Below are 17,643 nucleotides of genomic sequence, written 5' to 3'. Positions count from 1 at the left end.
TGCGAGATCAGCGGTTCGTGGGTGTGTTCCACCCTGATCCACTCGCTCTCCGGTTTGCTGATTTGCTTGTGGTTTTTGTAGGACACAGTACCGGTCTTGTTCTGCACCATATGGCCGAGGTAGACCTCGTTGCGGAGAATGGTTTTCACCGTCACATCGTTCCAGTAGGGCGTTTCACCCCGCAGGTTTTCCCGCCCCTCAGCCATATAGTAAAAACTTCTGGGGGACGGGACTTTTTCTGCGTTTAACTGCAAGGCAATTTTGCGAAAACCGTAACCCTGCAAACGCAGGTCAAAGATGCGCCGTACCACCGGAGCAGTTACCGGGTCAATTTCAAGGATGTGCTTATCCTCTGTGTTCTTGCGGCAGCCACGGGATGGGAACACGAAGTCTGTGTATTTGCCAGCCTCGATGTAATCGCGGCCAAGTCTGCTGAGATCCTTGCAGAGTACCAGATTAATTTTCCTGTCTGTCGCGTCCTGCACCAGCCGGTTCAGCCCCGGACGGTCAAAGGTTGTCCCGTTCACACCATCGTCACAGTAATAGTCGTACAGCGTCCAGCCCTGCTCCCGCACATACCGGGAAAGCATTTCCTTTTGGTTTTCAATGGACACGGATTCCCCGACCCGCTCATCGTCGCGGCTCAATCTTGCATAGATGCCGACCATATAATTTTCCTGCATATTCTTTCTTTAACCTCCCGAAATGCAGTGCGTATGGCAATCAGAAATCATAATTTTATTATGCCATTGCACCGCCGAAGATTCCACTGGGCAATCTGCCGGGATTTATGCCTCCCGATTGAATTTTTCCATGGAGAGCGCGTCCAACACCTCACCCATCTGCTTTTTCTCCACAAAAAAAGCTACGGACATGGTAGACAACCCCGTCCTCCATATATAAGTCCAGTTGGTCAGGCAGACGCAACTTCTTCCTGCTTGGACAGGTTGCCAGATAACCGTTATCCAGCCTATTCCTTTCTTCTGCCATCAGAATCCCTCCTTCACTTTACAACGGACATTTTCTCGGGGAAAAACAGGGGGTGGGAGTAAAAACTTTTTGAGGGCTGCGCAACTCTGCGGAGTTGCGGAAACCGCTGATGGGAAGCAATTCCTGTGGAATCACTTCCCATCAGCGGCTGAAATGAGGAAACGGTATTCGGAGGGAGGCGCGGTAAGGCCGGGAGTACGAATACGAGAGAATAGCAAGCAAATCCGGTGGGGTCCCACACCGGAAAACTGCGCGTCCCGGACTTATAGCCGGAACGCGCAGTTTTATATTTTGGGATAGTCCCATGCCCTTATGTTTTGAAAAAACGAAGTGAAAATTACGATAGAATTATTTGGTTGATACACTCCACCGGAATACTGATCTCTGTGACAAATTTGCTGAGATCATTGGTAAGACCATAATCGATCATGGTGATCTCCCGGGAAAAACCTCCGATTTTCAGTTTATTTTCCGTGATATAGGCAAGCAGTTTTTGATACTGTGCCTGGGCTTCTGAGTGGCTACCGTGAAAGCGGATGGATACGCAGAGGGTTTCCGGAATCTCTGTGGTTTCACCCTCAAAATGATCTTCCTCGTCCAAAATCAGAAAGATACCGTCATAGCTGTCAAAGACACCTCTTTCCAGATTTTCTGGGGCAATGCCGACGCCTACCTTGCCAAGAAAAACCACCGCCTCCGCCTGTTCCTGCTCCAAGCGCCGTATAGGTGCCTCCATGTCCAGAAAGCCACGGATTTTCAGCGAGTCGCCTACCCAAACCATACGGCATTTGTTTTTGTGGGTCAGTTGTACCGTATCAAACACAGAATTTTTGGCATCGGCAATCATTTTCAGGCGATTGTCGATTTTCCGCTCAATGCGTTTCAATTCCTCCTGCTTAGCAATGACCGCCTGTTTTTGCAGGAGCAGTTTTTCCTCCATACGCTCCACATCTCGGTTGCCGAGGAAGTCGGCAATTTCCGTTAAAGGCATATCCAAGGCACGAAGATAGCGAATACTGTTCAGCACCTCAAATTGCCTTGCTCCGTAATAGCGGTAGCCGCTGTCGGGGTCGGTGTATTCCGGGGTAATTAACCCCACATCTTCATAATGCCGCAGACTGCTTACACTCAAATGAAAGAGCTTTGCAACATCCCCGATGGAAAATAGATTTTGTTTATCCATGCTGAACCTCAATTCTATTTTGTTTGCTTTTCTTCATCAGCATCGTAAATGCAATGGCACAAATTACCACAGAGATGATGGAGCCGGATGCGGTAGCTAATCCCATCGGGAGCAGCGTTGTGGGGAACAGCATAGAAGTCAAGTAAACGCCGGGAATACGCATAAGGACAATGGCGATAATGTTGTGCAGGAAAGAAATGCCGGATTTTCCCACGGCACAGAAATATCCGCTGAAACAGAAATGCACACCAGCAAAAATGCAATCCCATACATAGCCCCGGAGATATTGACCACCCAAGCGAACAACCTCTGCGCCCTCTGCGGTGGTTGCGTCGGTAAACAGGGATACCACCGGCTCTGCCCAAAATTGAATGACTACCGCAACGACACAGCCAAACCCGGCGGCAAGGAAAGCAGCATAGCGTAGCGTATCTACTGCACGCTTGGGCTTGTTCGCACCGATATTCTGTGCGCCCAAAGCGGAAACGGTGGAGAGCATAGAGGACGGAACAAGGAACAGGAAACTCATTACCTTTTCTACGATACCAACTGCGGTGGAGTCGCTGAGTCCTCGGTTGTTGGCAATGATGGTAATGACGATAAAGGCAATCTGAATCAGTCCGTCCTGTAAGGCAACTGGAATACCGATTTTTAGAATGTTATTCATGACAGGGCGATAGGGCTTGAAGTCGGCTTTCGCCAAAGAAATGCCAGTTTTCCGTTTCAAAATCACGACAAGAGATACTATCACGCTGATTGCCTGAGAAAGTGTTGTACCGAGAGCTGCACCCGCAGATCCTAACTGGCACATCCCCATGAACAGATAGTCCAGCCCAATGTTAGCTACACAGGCAATGGCGATAAAATACATAGGACTTTTGGAGTCGCCCATGCCACGGAAAATGGCACTGATCACATTGTATGCCGTAATGAACGGAATACCGACAAAACAGATGGTCAGGTAATCAATCGTCCCAGAAACCGCATCCGTAGGTGTGGACATAATTATCGTTACAGGTTTTACCAATGCAACCAAAATAACGGTCAGCACCACAGAAACCGCCATAAAGATGGTCACGGTGTTACCAATACCTTTAGCAGCGTTCTTTTTGTCATCTGCACCAATAGACTGTCCAATAAAAACTGTTGCACCCATGGCAAGACCAACGATCATCACCGTCAGCATATGCATGACCTGAGAGCCGATGGAAACAGCGGAAGAATCGGCAACACTGCCGAACTGTCCGATAATGTAAAGGTCTGCCATGCCGTACAGGGTTTGCAGCAGATACGAAAGTAAATAGGGCAGCGAGAAAATAAGAATATTCTTAAATACGCTGCCGCTGGTCAAATTTTTCTCCATAAAAGGGAACCTCCTTGATTTGTCAACCCTATCATTATAAACTCTACAACGATTGTAGAGTCAAGAGGTTTCAGGAAAAATCTAAATTTGTCATGTGAATTTTCGGAGGAATCATGCTTTATGCAAGGTTGTCATTCTTCTGGTTTCGGTCAGAATTTTCCGCACGGGCTTCTCCGGATAGGGCGTCTGCCTGCGCTTTCAAATGGATCCAATCGGATGCGAATGTCTGTGGTAGCGCCAGCCACATTGACAATTGGGTTAAATATTGTTATGATAATAGAAGTCCATATCTTGATAGAGAAGGAGTGGTCATAGTGCTGACCTTCATTAAAAATGCAACCCTGCTGACGCCTCTTTGCAGGCGCAGCGGCGTCATCGTTATTCAGGACCGCCAGATCGAAGCCATCGAGGATCATGTGGAGATTCCCGACGGCGCAACTGTTATTGATGCCCAGGGACTTTATGCGGCGCCGGGCTTTGTGGATCTCCATGTTCACGGCGGCGGCGGATACGGCGTCATGGACTGCAACAGTCAAGAGATTATCCGTATGTGTCAAGCCCACGCACAGCACGGTGTCACATCCATATTGCCCACTACGTTGGCTTCCCCCATTTCCCACTTGCAGCGGGCGATAGAAGCTGTCCGCCAGGCGAAGGAAGAATATCCTGGTATACTGGGCATCCACCTGGAAGGCCCTTTCCTCTCCCCCTCCCAGAAAGGCGCGCAAAATGAAGACAGCATTCTGCCAGCCACCCAAGAGAATGTACGAGCCCTGTTAGACACCTGGGACGGCATCCGCATGATGGGCGCTGCACCGGAGGCTGTAGGCGGGCTGGCGCTGGCGGATACTCTGCGTGAGGCAGGGATTGTCCCTTCCATCGCCCATTCCGATGCGGACTATGATACCGTTGTCAAGGCCATCGAGCACGGCTATACCGACGTCACGCATATCTACTCCAGCTGCTCATCCGTTATCCGAAAAAATGGCTACCGGGTTCCTGGCGTTGTGGAGGCCGGACTTTTGCAGGATGAACTGACCGTTCAGATTATCGCAGATGGCCGCCATCTCCCCACCGCCTTACTCCGTCTGATTGTGAAGTGCAAAGGCCCGGATAAAATTTCCCTGATCAGCGACGGCTTAGAGTATTCCGCCTCCCAGATCCAGGAGGGAACCGTATATCGCCAGGCCAACGGAGTCGAGACAATCTATGAAGACCAGGTGATGAAGCTCCTGGACCGGCAGGCCTTTGCCGGCAGCACAGCCTCGGGGGATCGCCTCGTCCGGACGATGGTTGAGGTGGGCGTATCCCTCCAGGACGCCATTACCATGGCCTCCACGACGCCTGCCCGGGTTATCGGGGAAGACCGGCGCAAGGGCAGGTTGGCGCCCGGTTATGACGCCGATCTTGTCCTCTTTGACGGCTTCATCTCCATTAAGCTTACCATGGGGCTGGGACAAATCCTGTATTCTGAGCTAGGCGCTGAGGCGTAAGGGAATGTCGGACAAAAACGCAACCATCTACGACATTGCCCGGGCCTGCGGCGTCTCCCCTGCCACTGTATCCAGGGTGGTCAGCAATTCCGGCTATCCTGTCAGCGAGCGGACACGGCAATTAGTTCTACAGACTGCGAGGCAGCTTCACTATACGCCCAATCTCCTCGGCAAAAGCTTAAAGGCTCAGAAATCGCGGGATCTGGGGATCATCATTCCCAATATATCCAACTCCTACTATTCCCTCCTGTTGCAGGGCGTATACGACGAAGCAATCGCCCGGGGCTATAATACCATTCTCTGCAACTCGTATCGCAAGCCTGAGATTGAAGAAAAAAATATCAACACCCTAATGGCTAAGCAAGTGTGCGGCATTTTGTTAGTCAGCATCGGCAAGCAGACAGAACCGATCCGCCGCGCCATGGAGCATGGTTGCCAAGTGATCCTGATGGAACAGGATTTGAACATCGACTGCGTGAAAGTTGGCTTTAATTTCTATAAGGGCGCGTACATGGCGACCCGCTGTCTCATAGAGCATCATCACCGCCGTATCGGTTTTATCGGCGCTCCTCTGGATCGATCCAGCCGTATCCGCATGGTAGAAGGATACCGCCAAGCTCTGGCGGATCATCATATTCCAGAGATTCCCCGGGATATCTGCCTATCAGAGACAGAACGGGACGATACACAGATCTATGAATTTGAGAACGGTCGCGCCGCCGCTACATACTTTATCGACATGGAAGACCGGCCTACAGGTTATGTCTGCGTCAATGATATGACGGCCCTGGGTGCCATTCGGACTTTCCAGTCCGCCGGCCTATCCGTTCCCCAGGATGTCTCCCTCATCGGTTTTGACAATATTCCCTACTCTGAAATCTCCTCTCCCCGCCTGACCACCATCGATCAATGCACCTACGACATGGGAAGCCTCTCCACCCGTATGCTGGTGGAGAGCATCGAGGAGCCGAAAAAGCCCCACTCCTCCATCACACTGGAGCCGACGCTGGTGGAGCGGGACTCGGTTCGCACTCTCTAGCGCATCTTTTCCTTTTCTTTTTTCCACGAATCTGCTATAATTCCTGTAGGAGGTGTTTGTATGTATCGCTATAAAACCAGCGGTGTCTGTTCTAGCCAGATTGATTTTGATATTGTTGACCATAAAATCACCCATGTGACCTTCCATGGAGGATGCAATGGAAATACCCAGGGCATATCCCTCCTGGTGGAGGGAATGGACGTGGATGACGCGATCTCGCGCCTAAAGGGCGTCCGATGCGGCGGCAAAGGGACATCATGTCCCGACCAGCTGGCAAGAGCCCTGGAACAGGCCGCCAAGCAATAGTTTCGTTCCAGGTCCCATCCACGCCCAAGCAAAATCACCCTGCCAGAGGGTGATATGATACCTCCAAAGTAGACAGATAACATATAAAAATCTGTAACTTTGGAGGTGTTTTTCGTGTCGTTATTCAGTTTTTTTCAGAACAAATCACTATGAGTTCCAGTTCTTGTGAGATATAAAATCAAATCACCGTCTGTAAGCAAATTGAGGTTATACCCGCGCTTATGAATGATTTTTAAGTCTTTTTTAAACTGATTAGTCGATTTAATATTATGGGTCATTCAACAAATCCTCCATCATCTGGCTTGCGCTGCTATACGACTTGCCGATGGAAGGATCTGGAATTGCTCCTATACTGTTCCGATGTGGCAAGGGGGGGACGAAACGTGACACCCTTTATCTATGCTGCCGCATCAAAACTGTATCAATTAGGGTTGAAAATGGGCTGTAAAATCAGGGCATAGACTGTACTCTGCCTCTTTCTCCTGAATGGATAGGATGGATATTTGCAGCAGCAGACGTTGTGGGAATGTGCGTAAACTGCCAACCCTGGTGGTGCTGTGGGAAACCTGTTTGCAGACTTGTGGGAAAGGGCTTGTCCTTTTCCATAGACTGTGAATAGGTTTTCCATCGGCACAAGCGGCAGTTTTCCACATTTCCATGACACGATTTTTGGTCTGGCGGTAAAGCAGCGAGGATTTAGTTGGGCATAGCATACGCCATTTCCATTTCGCATAAGGGTTTGGGATTATCCCAACAAGCATTTTCATTTTCGGGCAAGGGACCTGAAAATCCGAAAAATCGCAAGCGGGTACTCGCTTGCTGTGCTTGCTATCGAAACCCTACCTTCTATTTCTTCCTCTACTAATACTACAATTTTGAGAAGGACTTTTGGCTACTATTCCAGCAAAAGCAGGAAAAATAGCAGTGCTATCTTGACAACTCAGCTTTCTTGTGTATAATAAAAATAGCAGTGCTATTTTTTGACTGAGGGGGTGAATATTTGCTAAAGGGTGAAGCGACAAAGCAGCAGTTGCTGGAATTGGCAAAAGCGGAGTTTCTTGAAAAGGGATACAACAAAGCATCTGTTCGCAATATTGCAAAAACAGCAGGCTTAACAACAGGCGCAGTGTTTCGGTATTATCCTGATAAGGCTGCCCTTTTTGACGCACTTGTGGCAGAAGCTGCGGACACTCTTGTGAACCAGTTTAAAGCGGCGCAGGAAGCACATTATGATTTGATTCCAGCGGAGAAGACATCAGAAAGCACCGAATTGTCTACAAATTACCTAAATTACTTTATTAATTATATATATGACAATTTTGACGCTTTCAAATTGGTAATTTGCTTTTCTGAAGGAACCAGATACGCCAACTATATTCATGAGTTGGTGGAACTTGAAGTCACCCAGACAGAGGATTATTATGAGAAACTTCGTCAACTCGGAAAGCTGGAAGGGACTGTAAGCCACGATTTGCACCACATGATTACCAGTGCCTATTTTACTGCGGTTTTTGAAACGGTGGCCCATGATATGGACAGAAACCGGGCAATTGAATATGTAAATGAAATCGCCGCTTTTTTCAACTACGGTTGGAATGGGATATTAAGGTTCAAATGAGCCTTAATATTTTGTCCATGAGTTAGCTTATACTAACGAGCGTAAATAACGAAAGGAGTTGTACATGGAACAAACAAAAAATAACACATTTAGCTGGATTTTGCGATTTGCAGCGCAATGCAGGAGGAAGATGATCGCTTCTGTTCTGCTGGCAGTGCTTGGTTCTATCTGTGGCGTCATACCTTACCTGTCTGTGTCGCAAATTGTGATTCAGATTTGCAGACAGGACTACAAGCTTACCCCCATTGCTTTTTGGGCAGCAATTGCTCTGGTGGGTTATTTAGGAAATACCTGGTTTGAAACAATCTCTACTATACTTAGCCATGGGTCAGCTTTTACAATCCTAAAAAATATTCGTACTGAACTAACCGGAAAGCTTTCCCGTGTACCGATGGGTTATATTTTGGACACACCTTCCGGGAAATTCAAAACGCTGCTGGTAGATACGGTGGAAAAGTTGGAGCTTCCTCTGGCACATATGATCCCGGAATTGACAGCAAACATCCTAATCCCGGTTCTAATGCTGGTCTATCTTTTTGTTTTAGACTGGCGCATTGCCTTGATTTCTCTTGTGACAATTCCGGTTGGCCTCATGTGCTATATGGGAATGATGACAGATTATGAAAAACGGTACAGCCGGGTATTGACAGCAGAGAAGAATATGGACGCGGCTATCGTAGAATACATAAACGGAATCGAAGTAATCAAGGCATTTAATCAGAGCGCCGCTTCTTACGGAAAGTATGCGGCCGCAGTGAAAGAAAATGAATCTGCAAAGGCAACCTGGTTCCGACAGACCAACAGCTTTTATGTGGCGGGTATTTCCATTATGCCTTCCTGTCTGCTGGGCGTATTGCCGTTAGGGGCCTATTTGTATTTGCGGGGAAGTATTACGGCTTCCGTCCTTATTACCTGTATCATCTTGGCGTTGGGACTGGTAAAACCATTGATCCAGGCCCTGCAATATACGGATAGTCTGGCTATGGTAGATTCCACTGTCAAGGAAATCACCAGGCTTTTGGAAGCGGTGGAACTGAACCGTCCGATTCAGCCTGTACAGCTTGAAAATCATCACATTTCTTTTCAGAATGTCTGCTTTGGCTACGGAGATACAGAAGTGCTGCATAAGGTCAGTTTTGACGCAGTGCCCGGAGGAATTACAGCGATTGTTGGACCTTCCGGATCAGGAAAATCCACGGTTGCCCGTTTGATTGCTTCTTTTTGGGAGGCGGACAGCGGCGCAGTCAAAATCGGCGGTATTGATGTACGGAATCTCCCGCTTTCCCAGGTCATGGATACTGTAGCTTATGTATCGCAGGATAATTTTCTATTCCATATGACGATAAAGGAAAATATCCGCCTGGGGAAATCTGGCGCAACAGATGAAGAGGTCATTGCCGCGGCAAAGCAGGCAAGCTGTCATGATTTTATTTCTGCTTTGCCACATGGTTATGATACCCTGGTCGGGGACGGTGGCGGCAGTTTATCTGGCGGAGAACGGCAGCGTATTGCGATTGCAAGAGCAATTTTGAAGAATAGCCCAGTAGTCGTTCTGGATGAAGCAACCGCTTTTACTGATCCGGAAAATGAGGCAGTCATTCAGGCCTCTATCAATAAACTGGTACAGGGAAAGACCTTGATCGTGATTGCTCACCGACTTTCTACAATTATAGAAGCCGAAAAAATCCTGGTAATGAATCAGGGACAGATTGAAGCACAGGGTACACACAGGGAACTATTGCAAAGCAGCGAGCTTTACCGTGAACTATGGGAAGCGCATATCAGCGCAAAGGATACAGGAGAGGAGGCATACGCATGATCCGACTTATAAAACGATTACTGGATTTTTCGGGGAAGGAACGCCGTACACTCATTGCGGCTTTTATCTTCAGTTTATTAGATTCTGTTTTTGAAATGTTACCCGTTATGGCAATCCTTACTGTCCTGTCAGGGCTGCTTACCTCAGCAGGCGGCGGTGTTATGCCGGTTTCGGCAATCTGGGGTTCGTTTCTCATTATGGTGGTGAGCATTGCCGGACGCATCTTTTTTAACAATTTGTCCTGCACCCGGAGGACTTTAGGGAGCTTTGCCATGTGTGCAGACAAAAGACTGGAAATAGGCGAACACATGAAGCATGTTCCTATGGGATATTTCAGTGAAAACCGGCTTGGTGAAATTGCTGCCGCTGTGACTACTACCCTGGGAGATATCGAAAATAATGCAGTTACCGTTCTGGAAAAAGTGGCTGGTGGTTTTATTCATGCCATAGTCATTATAATCTGGCTGTTGTTTTATGAATGGCATATTGGGCTTTTGTCACTTGCCGGGCTGGTAATTTCCCTCCTGGTATATGATGGAATCCAGAAAGCAGGCAACAGGTTATCTCCGAGGCGGCAGGCGGCCCAGGCCAGTCTTGTGACCGGGATACTGGAATACATACAGGGCATGGGGGTTGTAAAGGCCTTTGGATTGGGCGAAACTTCTGGAAAAGCTGTTCATACTGCAATCGAGGAAAGCGCCAGCGCCAACATACATCTGGAAAGTACATTTTCCTCTCTGACAGGGATTTATCAGACGGTTTTCAAACTAATAAGGGCAGCCATTCTGGTTGTTGTTCCCTACCTGTTATCGAGAGGGGAAATTACGCCCGTAAACTGTCTGCTTCTGCTTGTATCCAGTTTTATGATCTATTCCAGCGTGGAGATGGTTGGCAGTATGACCTCTATTGCCCGTGTGATCGACGCCTCTCTGGACAGACTGGACAAGGTTATGGATGCGCCAGTGATGGATGAACGAGGTTCGGATATTACGCCAGAGCATTTTGATATTGAGCTTAACCATGTTTCGTTTGCTTATGGGCAGGAAAATGTGATACAGGATGTAAGTATGCAAATTCCAGAACGGACAACCTGTGCCATTATAGGGCCTTCCGGCTCCGGAAAAACGACACTGGCCAGCCTTGTAGCCCGTTTCTGGGATGTTCAAGAGGGAAGCATCCGTGTCGGCGGCCACGATGTAAAAGAATATACCTGTGACAGTCTGCTGCGTAATTTTTCGATTGTCTTCCAAAATGTTTATCTTTTTGAAGATACGATTGAAAATAATATCAAATTTGGATGCCCGGACGCTACGCACGAGATGGTAGTGGAAGCGGCAAAGAAAGCCTGCTGCCACGATTTCATCACAGCGTTTCCGGATGGCTATAAAACACTTGTAGGCGAGGGCGGCGCTTCCCTTTCTGGCGGAGAACGGCAGCGTATTTCCATCGCCCGCGCCATCTTGAAGGACGCTCCCATCGTTATTTTGGATGAAGCCACGGCAAGCGTAGACCCTGAGAACGAGAGAGAGCTTCAGCTTGCAATCGCTGAATTGACGAAAGATAAGACCATCCTTATGATTGCTCATCGGTTGTCCACAATACGAGGTGCCGATCAGATTCTCGTTCTGGATAAAGGGCGTATCGTCCAGCGCGGCACGCACCAGGAGCTCATACAACAACAGGGCATTTACCGCCGCTTTGTAAATATAAAGGAACAGGCTATTGGCTGGAAACTTGGTACGAATATTGCTGATTAAAGAAAGGAAGTTTTTATGAGTCAGACAAACAAATGGACAGTAAAAGATGTGATTACTACAGTATTGCTCACAGTGCTGTTAATTTTTATTCAACTTGTTGTTAATATGGTGTGCATGGTAAACGATTTTGTGAGCATGGTGCTGTCAGTGGGCTTTACCATGCTGCTGTGCGCTCCGGTCTATTTTCTTATGGTCAGCCGGGTGCGCAAACGGTTTGTTTCATTGATTTACATGACCATTCTTGGTCTTGTTTTCCTTATAATGGGCAACTGGTATTTATTGCCTTATTACATGGCTGTGGGAGCTGTCTGCGAAGTCATCCTTTGGAAAAATGGATGGGAATCGAAAAAGAAAATAACAGCTGCATGGACGGTATCCAGTCTGCTGTATAATGGCGTCAACCTGTTGCCGCTCTGGTTCTTCTGGGATACTTATGAGGCATTTGCCATTTCCAGCGGCATGGAACAGAGTTATATTGATTCTTTTGTCCGGTATTATTCATCCGCCGGATGGCTGGCATTTATTGTTGTGTTCACCACTGCCTGCGGTTTTCTGGGAAGTATTATCGGCGGACGGCTTATGAATAAGCATTTCAAGAAAGCAGGAGTCCTCTGATGCAGAGGGAAAATTTGGCAGTTCCGGTCAAGCTGTGGGCGCTGGGGTGTACTATCATCGGTATTTCTCTGACAGATGATACCATACTGACCTGTGTTCTCGTGATGGCAGGATTTCTCTATCTTGCGGTTCAGCGAAACTGGCGGCTGCTGCAATCTTTTGGCGTATTTTATGGGATTTTGGCGGTGCTGTTGTATCTGATCCGGAATCATGGGCTGCATATGGTTCTTTTTTCAGAGTTTTATGTGCTGATGTTCTGGAATTTGTTTGCTGTATTCCTTGTTGGATGGGATTTGATTACCACACCGCCGGGAGAACTATCCGCATTTATGTCCCGTATTCACATGCCGACTTCTGCTATTTTGGGGCTGCTTGTCATGTTTCGATTTTTTCCTACTATGAAAGCGGAATTGAAAAACGTATGGTGTTCCATGCGTAATCGCGGTCTTACTGCTCCGGCCCAGTTCTTTTTACATCCGGCAGAATCCTGTGAATATGTGCTTGTGCCTTTGTTGCTACGCTGCTTGCAAATTGCCGATCAGCTCTCGGTTTCGGCTGTAGCGCGAGGGGCGGAAGCCCCTGGCAGACGGAGCAGCTATTACGAAAAAAGCATGACACTGAAGGATTGGTGCTGCTTTATCTTATGGAGTGCTGTGACAGTGCTGTTTCTGTGGAAAGGGGGCATGCGTATATGATACGACTGAATGATGTTTCTTTCCAATATGCGTCTGGCTTAGGAGGGGTGTCTGAGATCAATCTTACTGTCCATGAGGGAGAGTGCTTGGTACTTACCGGACCGTCCGGTGGTGGAAAGACCACTCTTACTCGCCTTTTAAATGGTCTTGCGCCTTCCTATAATGCAGGCAAACTGACAGGGACTATTTTTTTGAATGGAAAATCATTGGCCCAGACGCCGCAGTTTGCTTTGGCGCGGCAAGTCGGAAGTATATTTCAAGACCCCAAAAGCCAGTTTTTTTCTTCGGATTTGGCAGGCGAGGTAGCCTTTGCATGTGAGAACTATGGACTTCCTGGGGAGGAAATCCAAAAACGCACAAATCACGCTATTTCCGCTTTTTCTTTGGATGATCTGCGTTTTCAAAACCTCGATGTGCTTTCCAGCGGGGAAAAACAGAAGGTTGCTATCGCTTCGGTCTATGCGCTTCGTCCCAATATTTATGTCTGCGATGAGCCGACCTCAAATCTGGACAGGGAAGGTTCCAGACAACTTGCGTTAATACTAAAAAAGCTGAAAGCAGAGGGATGCACTCTCGTTATTGCGGAACACAGGTTGTCATGGCTTCGGGGAATCGCAGATCGTTTCGTTTATATCCGTGATGGGAAAATTCTGTGGGAACGGAGTGCTGCAGAGATGGAACATCTATCCGCTGGTCAGCGAAAGGCAGATGGCTTGCGGGAAATTATAGAATCAAGGAACATGAATGTATCGTTTTCTATGAACCATGGGGATAAACGCCCGATACTCTGTGTTACAAAGCTATCCTGTAAAAGAAAAAAGACAGATGTGTTTTGCGATATCAGCTTTTCCGCTTATGCCGGACAAGTTACGGCCATCACCGGACATAATGGTGTTGGCAAAACGAGCCTTGCCTTGGTTTTGTCCGGCTTGTGGAAAGAAAAAAGTGGACAAATACTGATTAACGGTGTAAAAATGCGCCCCGGCGAGCGCCGGAAGCAGATTTGGTACGGTTCCAATGATACAGGGACACAATTTTTTACAAATAGTGTTACTGAGGAATTATTGCTCCATCTGGAACGTTCAGAAGAACGTCTTGAACGAACTAGGAGCCTTCTAAAGCGTCTGGATCTGTATCGCTACAAAGACGCTCACCCTGCTTCCCTGTCCGGTGGTCAAAAACAAAGGCTTTCGATTGCCTGCGGGATTCTTTCAGAAAGAAAAATCCTAATTTTTGACGAACCAACAAGCGGACTGGATGGGGGTAATATGGGGATTGTTGCAGATGTGTTGCAGGAGGAAGCGCACATGGGAAAAGCAATTCTTGTTATAACACATGACGAGGAGCTTATACGTTGCTGTTGCGACTGCCTAATAAAAATTGACGAGTATGGCAACAGAGCATAAAAAGCACAGCAGTTATCCATCCTCAAATATCATGAATTGATTCCTATCACATAAAAAATCATCTGCCCCGGACGGGGAACCCTGCTTCCTTACCCAGTCATCGCCGCCGCTGTCCGGGGAGAGCCGGACGCGGTAAACACGGTGATCCGCCACTATTCCGGTTACATAGCCGCGCTTTCCACCAGGACAAGCGGGATGATCTCCCGCTCCGGGATAGTGAGGCCGGCTACTATGTGGATGTGCCGAAAACCAAAAGCGGAGCCCGGCAAGTCCCCATGAGCGATAAGGTCTACGAGGCGTTGAAGCGGGCTGTGAAGAACCGGGGAAAGGCGGCAGCGGTCAATATCGACGGCTACAAAGATTTCCTGTTTCTCAACCAGAACGGTCACTCGATACAATATGATACCCCCTCTGGCGGGTGATTTTATTTTGCAAGTCGCTACAAGGCCGCCAACCGAATGACGCCATATAGCACCAGCAGATGAAGCGGGTAGTAGGCGTAGAAAAAATATTTCATTCCACGCCCCCGCTGCCCATTATACAAGCTTAGCCAAGCCCAAGCGACCCACACGCCGCTGATGAAGAGCAGGTAGGATTCCGTCAACGCCGCCCCCTGCAACACGGTGGCGCTAAAGATCTGCGCAATGGTGAGAGCCCCACAGCAAATCAATCCCTGAAGCCAGTACGGCTTCCCCTTAGCCTGGCCAACACAGTAGACTGCCAGTATCCCAGGGAATCCCCAGTCAAAACCGCACATCAGAACCGCGAGACATATCGCCAGGCCGCCAAACCAGATCTGCAACAGCCACTCGGGCAACCAGGGCGCTCGGGATCGAACCTCTCTCTGCCCCCACAGGAGCAAGAGACCGCCCAGAAGGGTAAAGAGGACATTTTTCCAATCTCCAAAAATGAGGTAAAAGGGAACCATGCTCAGGAAGGCAAATACTACAAGTCGAGCCGCATAGCGCCCTGCGCTGCGAGTTTTCTCCAACCCCTCTGTCAGTAAAAATGCCATGATGGGAAAGGTCCAGCGGCCAATGACCCGCATCCAGATGGCCCAGCCTCCCAAGGCTTCATAAAAGATATACGCTGTGTGGTCCATTGTCATGGCAAGAATGGCCAGCACTTTCAGAGCAAATGCGTTGATGCCCAGCGGTTTCGACCGATCCATACCTAGAGCCTCATGGATAGGCCAATCCGCTTTCGTTCTAAATCGAGGCTTATAACCTTCACATCCACCACATCGCCCACGGAAACCACGTCCAGGGGATGCTTGACAAATTTATTGCTGAGCTGCGAGATGTGAACGAGGCCGTCCTGGTGGACGCCAATATCCACAAAAACCCCAAAATCAATGACATTGCGGACCGTCCCCTTTAAAACCATGCCCTCCCGCAAATCCTTCATCTCCAGGACATCCGTCCGCAGAATGGGAGCGGGCGCCTCGTCCCGCGGGTCGCGGCCAGGCTTAGCCAGCTCGCTCAGAATGTCTTTGAGCGTAGGAACCCCCACGCCAATCTGGGAGGCCATCTTCTCCTCATCTTGCCCCCGCAGCCGGTTCTGAATCTGGGCAATTCCTCCGCTTTGCACATCCTCCAGGGAATATCCCAGCAGAGATAGAAGATTTTGGGCTGCCGCATAGGACTCAGGATGGACCGCCGTGTTGTCCAGCGGGTTGTCCCCGCCCTGTATCCGCAGGAATCCAGCGCATTGTTCATAGGCCTTCGGTCCAAGTTTGCTGACTTTCAGCAGGTCGCGCCGGTCGTGAAACCGCCCTGTCTCCTCCCGATAGGTCACAATATTTTTTGCCACGGTCTTGCTGATTCCCGAAATATAAGACAATAGCGACGGAGACGCTGTGTTCACATCGACGCCGACTTTGTTCACACAATCCTCAACAACACCGGTCAGTGCCTCGCTGAGCTTCGCCTGATTCATGTCGTGCTGATATTGACCGACGCCGATGGACTTTGGATCAATCTTCACCAGCTCCGCCAGCGGATCCTGAAGGCGTCTGCCGATGGAGACGGCACTTCGCAGGGCCACATCGAAATCGGGGAATTCCTCTGTTCCCAGCTTGGAGGCTGAATATACGCTGGCGCCCGCCTCGTTGACGATGATGTAGGAGACAGGGTCTGAGATCTCCTTCAACGTCTCCACCACAAACATCTCCGATTCCCTTGAAGCCGTTCCATTCCCGATGGCGATGATATCCACATGATGCTTTGCAATCAACTGCTTTAGCTTCTGCTTTGCTTCCGGGATTCGCCCTGGGCCGGAGGTTGGATAGATGACAGCCGTATCCAACACCTTCCCTGTAGCGTCCACCACCGCCAGCTTGCATCCCGTTCGAAATGCGGGGTCCAAGCCTAAGACCGTTTTTCCGGCAATGGGGGGCTGCATTAAGAGCTGCGTCAGATTTTTTCCAAAGACGTGAATCGCGCCGTCCTGCGCCTTTTCCGTCAGCTCTCCGCGGATTTCGTTATCAATGGATGGCGCGATCAAGCGCTTATACGCGTCCTCAATCACCTCTTCAAGAAGCTCCCTGCGCGCTTCCCCACGGATGATCTGCCTTTCCAGATACTGCAAGATTTCCTCCACTGGGGCCTCAATGCTCACAGAGAGAATCTTTTCCGCTTCCCCTCGATTCAGCGCCAAAATCCGATGCCCCGCCGCCTTGTGGACCGGCTCCCGATAGTCGTAGTACATCTCATAGACCGATGTGGCATCGGGATTCTTGGCCTTTGCCGTCAGCTGGCCTTTTGCTGCGGTCAGGCTGCGGATCTGTTTTCGGTACTCCGCCTCGTCCGCCACCAACTCCGCCATAATATCCTTCGCCCCTTGCAGCGCGTCGTCCACTGTGGCCACATCGCTCTCCCCACCCACATAGGCCCCGGCAAGGGTGTTCATGTCCGTCGTATCGTCCTGCTTCCACAAAATCATGGCAAGTGGTTCCAGTCCCCGTTCCTTTGCGATGGTGGCCCTCGTTCTGCGCTTCGGCCGGTAGGGCCGATACAGGTCCTCCACTTCCACCAGCGTCGCAGCCTTCTGGATCTGTTCCTTTAGCTCTGACGTCAATTTTCCCTGCTCCTCTATCGTCCCCATAACCTGCTCTTTTTTAGCCTCCAGATTTCGAAGGTACGTCAGGCGCTCAGAAAAATCACGCAGGACTTCATCGCTCATAGATCCTGTCTTCTCTTTTCGATACCGGGCAATAAAGGGAATGGTGTTTCCCTCGTCAATCAGGGCAAGAACATTGTCCACCTGCCACGCTTCCAGTTTGAATTCTTCCGCCAGCTGCCGGGCAATTAAATCTGTCCCCTGTCTGTCCTCGTCCATTCCTCTGATTTCCTTTCTCT

General features: G+C 49.2%; 17 protein-coding genes. 11 read left to right on the top strand and 6 right to left on the bottom strand.

Annotation, left to right across the window (positions count from 1 at the left end; genetic code table 11):
* The 4 genes from H8730_RS15130 to H8730_RS15115 all read right to left on the bottom strand — a co-directional run.
* The coding region (locus tag H8730_RS15130) for a recombinase family protein (protein WP_249290100.1) at positions 1–683 on the bottom strand (683 nt) is incomplete at its 3' end.
* Between the two features lie 151 nt (positions 684–834).
* Complete coding sequence (locus H8730_RS15125) at positions 835–990, bottom strand: hypothetical protein (protein WP_249290098.1); 156 nt, start codon at positions 988–990, stop codon at positions 835–837.
* A gap of 337 nt (positions 991–1,327) precedes the next feature.
* Complete coding sequence (locus H8730_RS15120) at positions 1,328–2,173, bottom strand: MerR family transcriptional regulator (protein ID WP_177713933.1); 846 nt, start codon at positions 2,171–2,173, stop codon at positions 1,328–1,330.
* On the bottom strand, positions 2,166–3,536 hold the full coding sequence (locus H8730_RS15115) for an MATE family efflux transporter (RefSeq protein WP_177713934.1): 1,371 nt from the start codon (positions 3,534–3,536) through the stop codon (positions 2,166–2,168). Before H8730_RS15115 ends, H8730_RS15120 begins: the two co-directional genes overlap by 8 nt.
* 314 nt (positions 3,537–3,850) lie before the next feature.
* On the opposite strand from H8730_RS15115, the gene nagA reads away from it, so the two are divergent.
* The 11 genes from nagA to H8730_RS15055 all read left to right on the top strand — a co-directional run bounded on the left by nagA (position 3,851) and on the right by H8730_RS15055 (position 14,706).
* Complete coding sequence (nagA, locus tag H8730_RS15110) at positions 3,851–5,029, top strand: N-acetylglucosamine-6-phosphate deacetylase (RefSeq protein ID WP_177713935.1); 1,179 nt, start codon at positions 3,851–3,853, stop codon at positions 5,027–5,029.
* A gap of 4 nt (positions 5,030–5,033) precedes the next feature.
* Positions 5,034–6,068 carry a LacI family DNA-binding transcriptional regulator gene (locus H8730_RS15105; protein WP_177713936.1) on the top strand — a complete coding sequence of 345 codons (1,035 nt, stop codon included), beginning with the start codon at positions 5,034–5,036 and terminating at the stop codon, positions 6,066–6,068.
* A gap of 60 nt (positions 6,069–6,128) precedes the next feature.
* Positions 6,129–6,374, top strand: a complete 246-nt coding sequence (locus tag H8730_RS15100) for a TIGR03905 family TSCPD domain-containing protein (protein ID WP_177713937.1) — start codon at positions 6,129–6,131, stop codon at positions 6,372–6,374.
* Positions 6,375–7,374: 1,000 nt separating this feature from the next.
* The gene (locus H8730_RS15090) at positions 7,375–7,992 is read left to right on the top strand and encodes a TetR/AcrR family transcriptional regulator (protein ID WP_177713938.1); all 618 of its coding nucleotides are present in this window, start codon (positions 7,375–7,377) and stop codon (positions 7,990–7,992) included.
* 64 nt (positions 7,993–8,056) lie between these two features.
* Positions 8,057–9,811 (top strand): ABC transporter ATP-binding protein, encoded by a 1,755-nt coding sequence (locus tag H8730_RS15085; protein ID WP_177713939.1) that lies wholly within the window; start codon positions 8,057–8,059, stop codon positions 9,809–9,811.
* The gene (locus H8730_RS15080) at positions 9,808–11,568 is read left to right on the top strand and encodes an ABC transporter ATP-binding protein (protein ID WP_177713940.1); all 1,761 of its coding nucleotides are present in this window, start codon (positions 9,808–9,810) and stop codon (positions 11,566–11,568) included. The genes H8730_RS15085 and H8730_RS15080 overlap by 4 nt, the downstream gene beginning before the upstream one ends.
* 15 nt (positions 11,569–11,583) lie before the next feature.
* Positions 11,584–12,183, top strand: a complete 600-nt coding sequence (locus H8730_RS15075; protein WP_177713941.1) for an MptD family putative ECF transporter S component — start codon at positions 11,584–11,586, stop codon at positions 12,181–12,183.
* Entirely contained in the window at positions 12,183–12,878 is a 696-nt protein-coding gene (locus H8730_RS15070; protein ID WP_177713942.1) for an energy-coupling factor transporter transmembrane component T, read from the top strand. The genes H8730_RS15075 and H8730_RS15070 overlap by 1 nt, the downstream gene beginning before the upstream one ends.
* The gene (locus tag H8730_RS15065; protein ID WP_177713943.1) at positions 12,875–14,284 is read left to right on the top strand and encodes an ABC transporter ATP-binding protein; all 1,410 of its coding nucleotides are present in this window, start codon (positions 12,875–12,877) and stop codon (positions 14,282–14,284) included. The genes H8730_RS15070 and H8730_RS15065 overlap by 4 nt, the downstream gene beginning before the upstream one ends.
* Positions 14,285–14,341: 57 nt before the next feature.
* The gene (locus tag H8730_RS18110) at positions 14,342–14,563 is read left to right on the top strand and encodes a helix-turn-helix domain-containing protein (protein WP_177713962.1); all 222 of its coding nucleotides are present in this window, start codon (positions 14,342–14,344) and stop codon (positions 14,561–14,563) included.
* On the top strand, positions 14,518–14,706 hold the full coding sequence (locus H8730_RS15055) for a site-specific integrase (protein ID WP_177713944.1): 189 nt from the start codon (positions 14,518–14,520) through the stop codon (positions 14,704–14,706). Before H8730_RS18110 ends, H8730_RS15055 begins: the two co-directional genes overlap by 46 nt.
* Before the next feature lie 17 nt (positions 14,707–14,723).
* Here H8730_RS15055 and H8730_RS15050 read toward each other — a convergent pair whose 3' ends face one another.
* Both H8730_RS15050 and H8730_RS15045 read right to left on the bottom strand, forming a co-directional pair.
* On the bottom strand, positions 14,724–15,455 hold the full coding sequence (locus tag H8730_RS15050) for a TraX family protein (protein WP_177713945.1): 732 nt from the start codon (positions 15,453–15,455) through the stop codon (positions 14,724–14,726).
* A 2-nt stretch (positions 15,456–15,457) separates the two neighbouring features.
* Positions 15,458–17,623 (bottom strand): Tex family protein, encoded by a 2,166-nt coding sequence (locus H8730_RS15045; protein ID WP_177713946.1) that lies wholly within the window; start codon positions 17,621–17,623, stop codon positions 15,458–15,460.
* Between the last annotated feature and the right edge of the window lie 20 nt (positions 17,624–17,643).

It is taken from the genome of Bianquea renquensis (genome assembly GCF_014384895.1).
GTDB classification, from domain to species: Bacteria; Bacillota; Clostridia; order Lachnospirales; family Bianqueaceae; genus Bianquea; species Bianquea renquensis.
The sequence above is the reverse complement of the archived record's forward strand: the minus strand, read 5'-3'. Positions and strand labels throughout refer to the sequence as shown.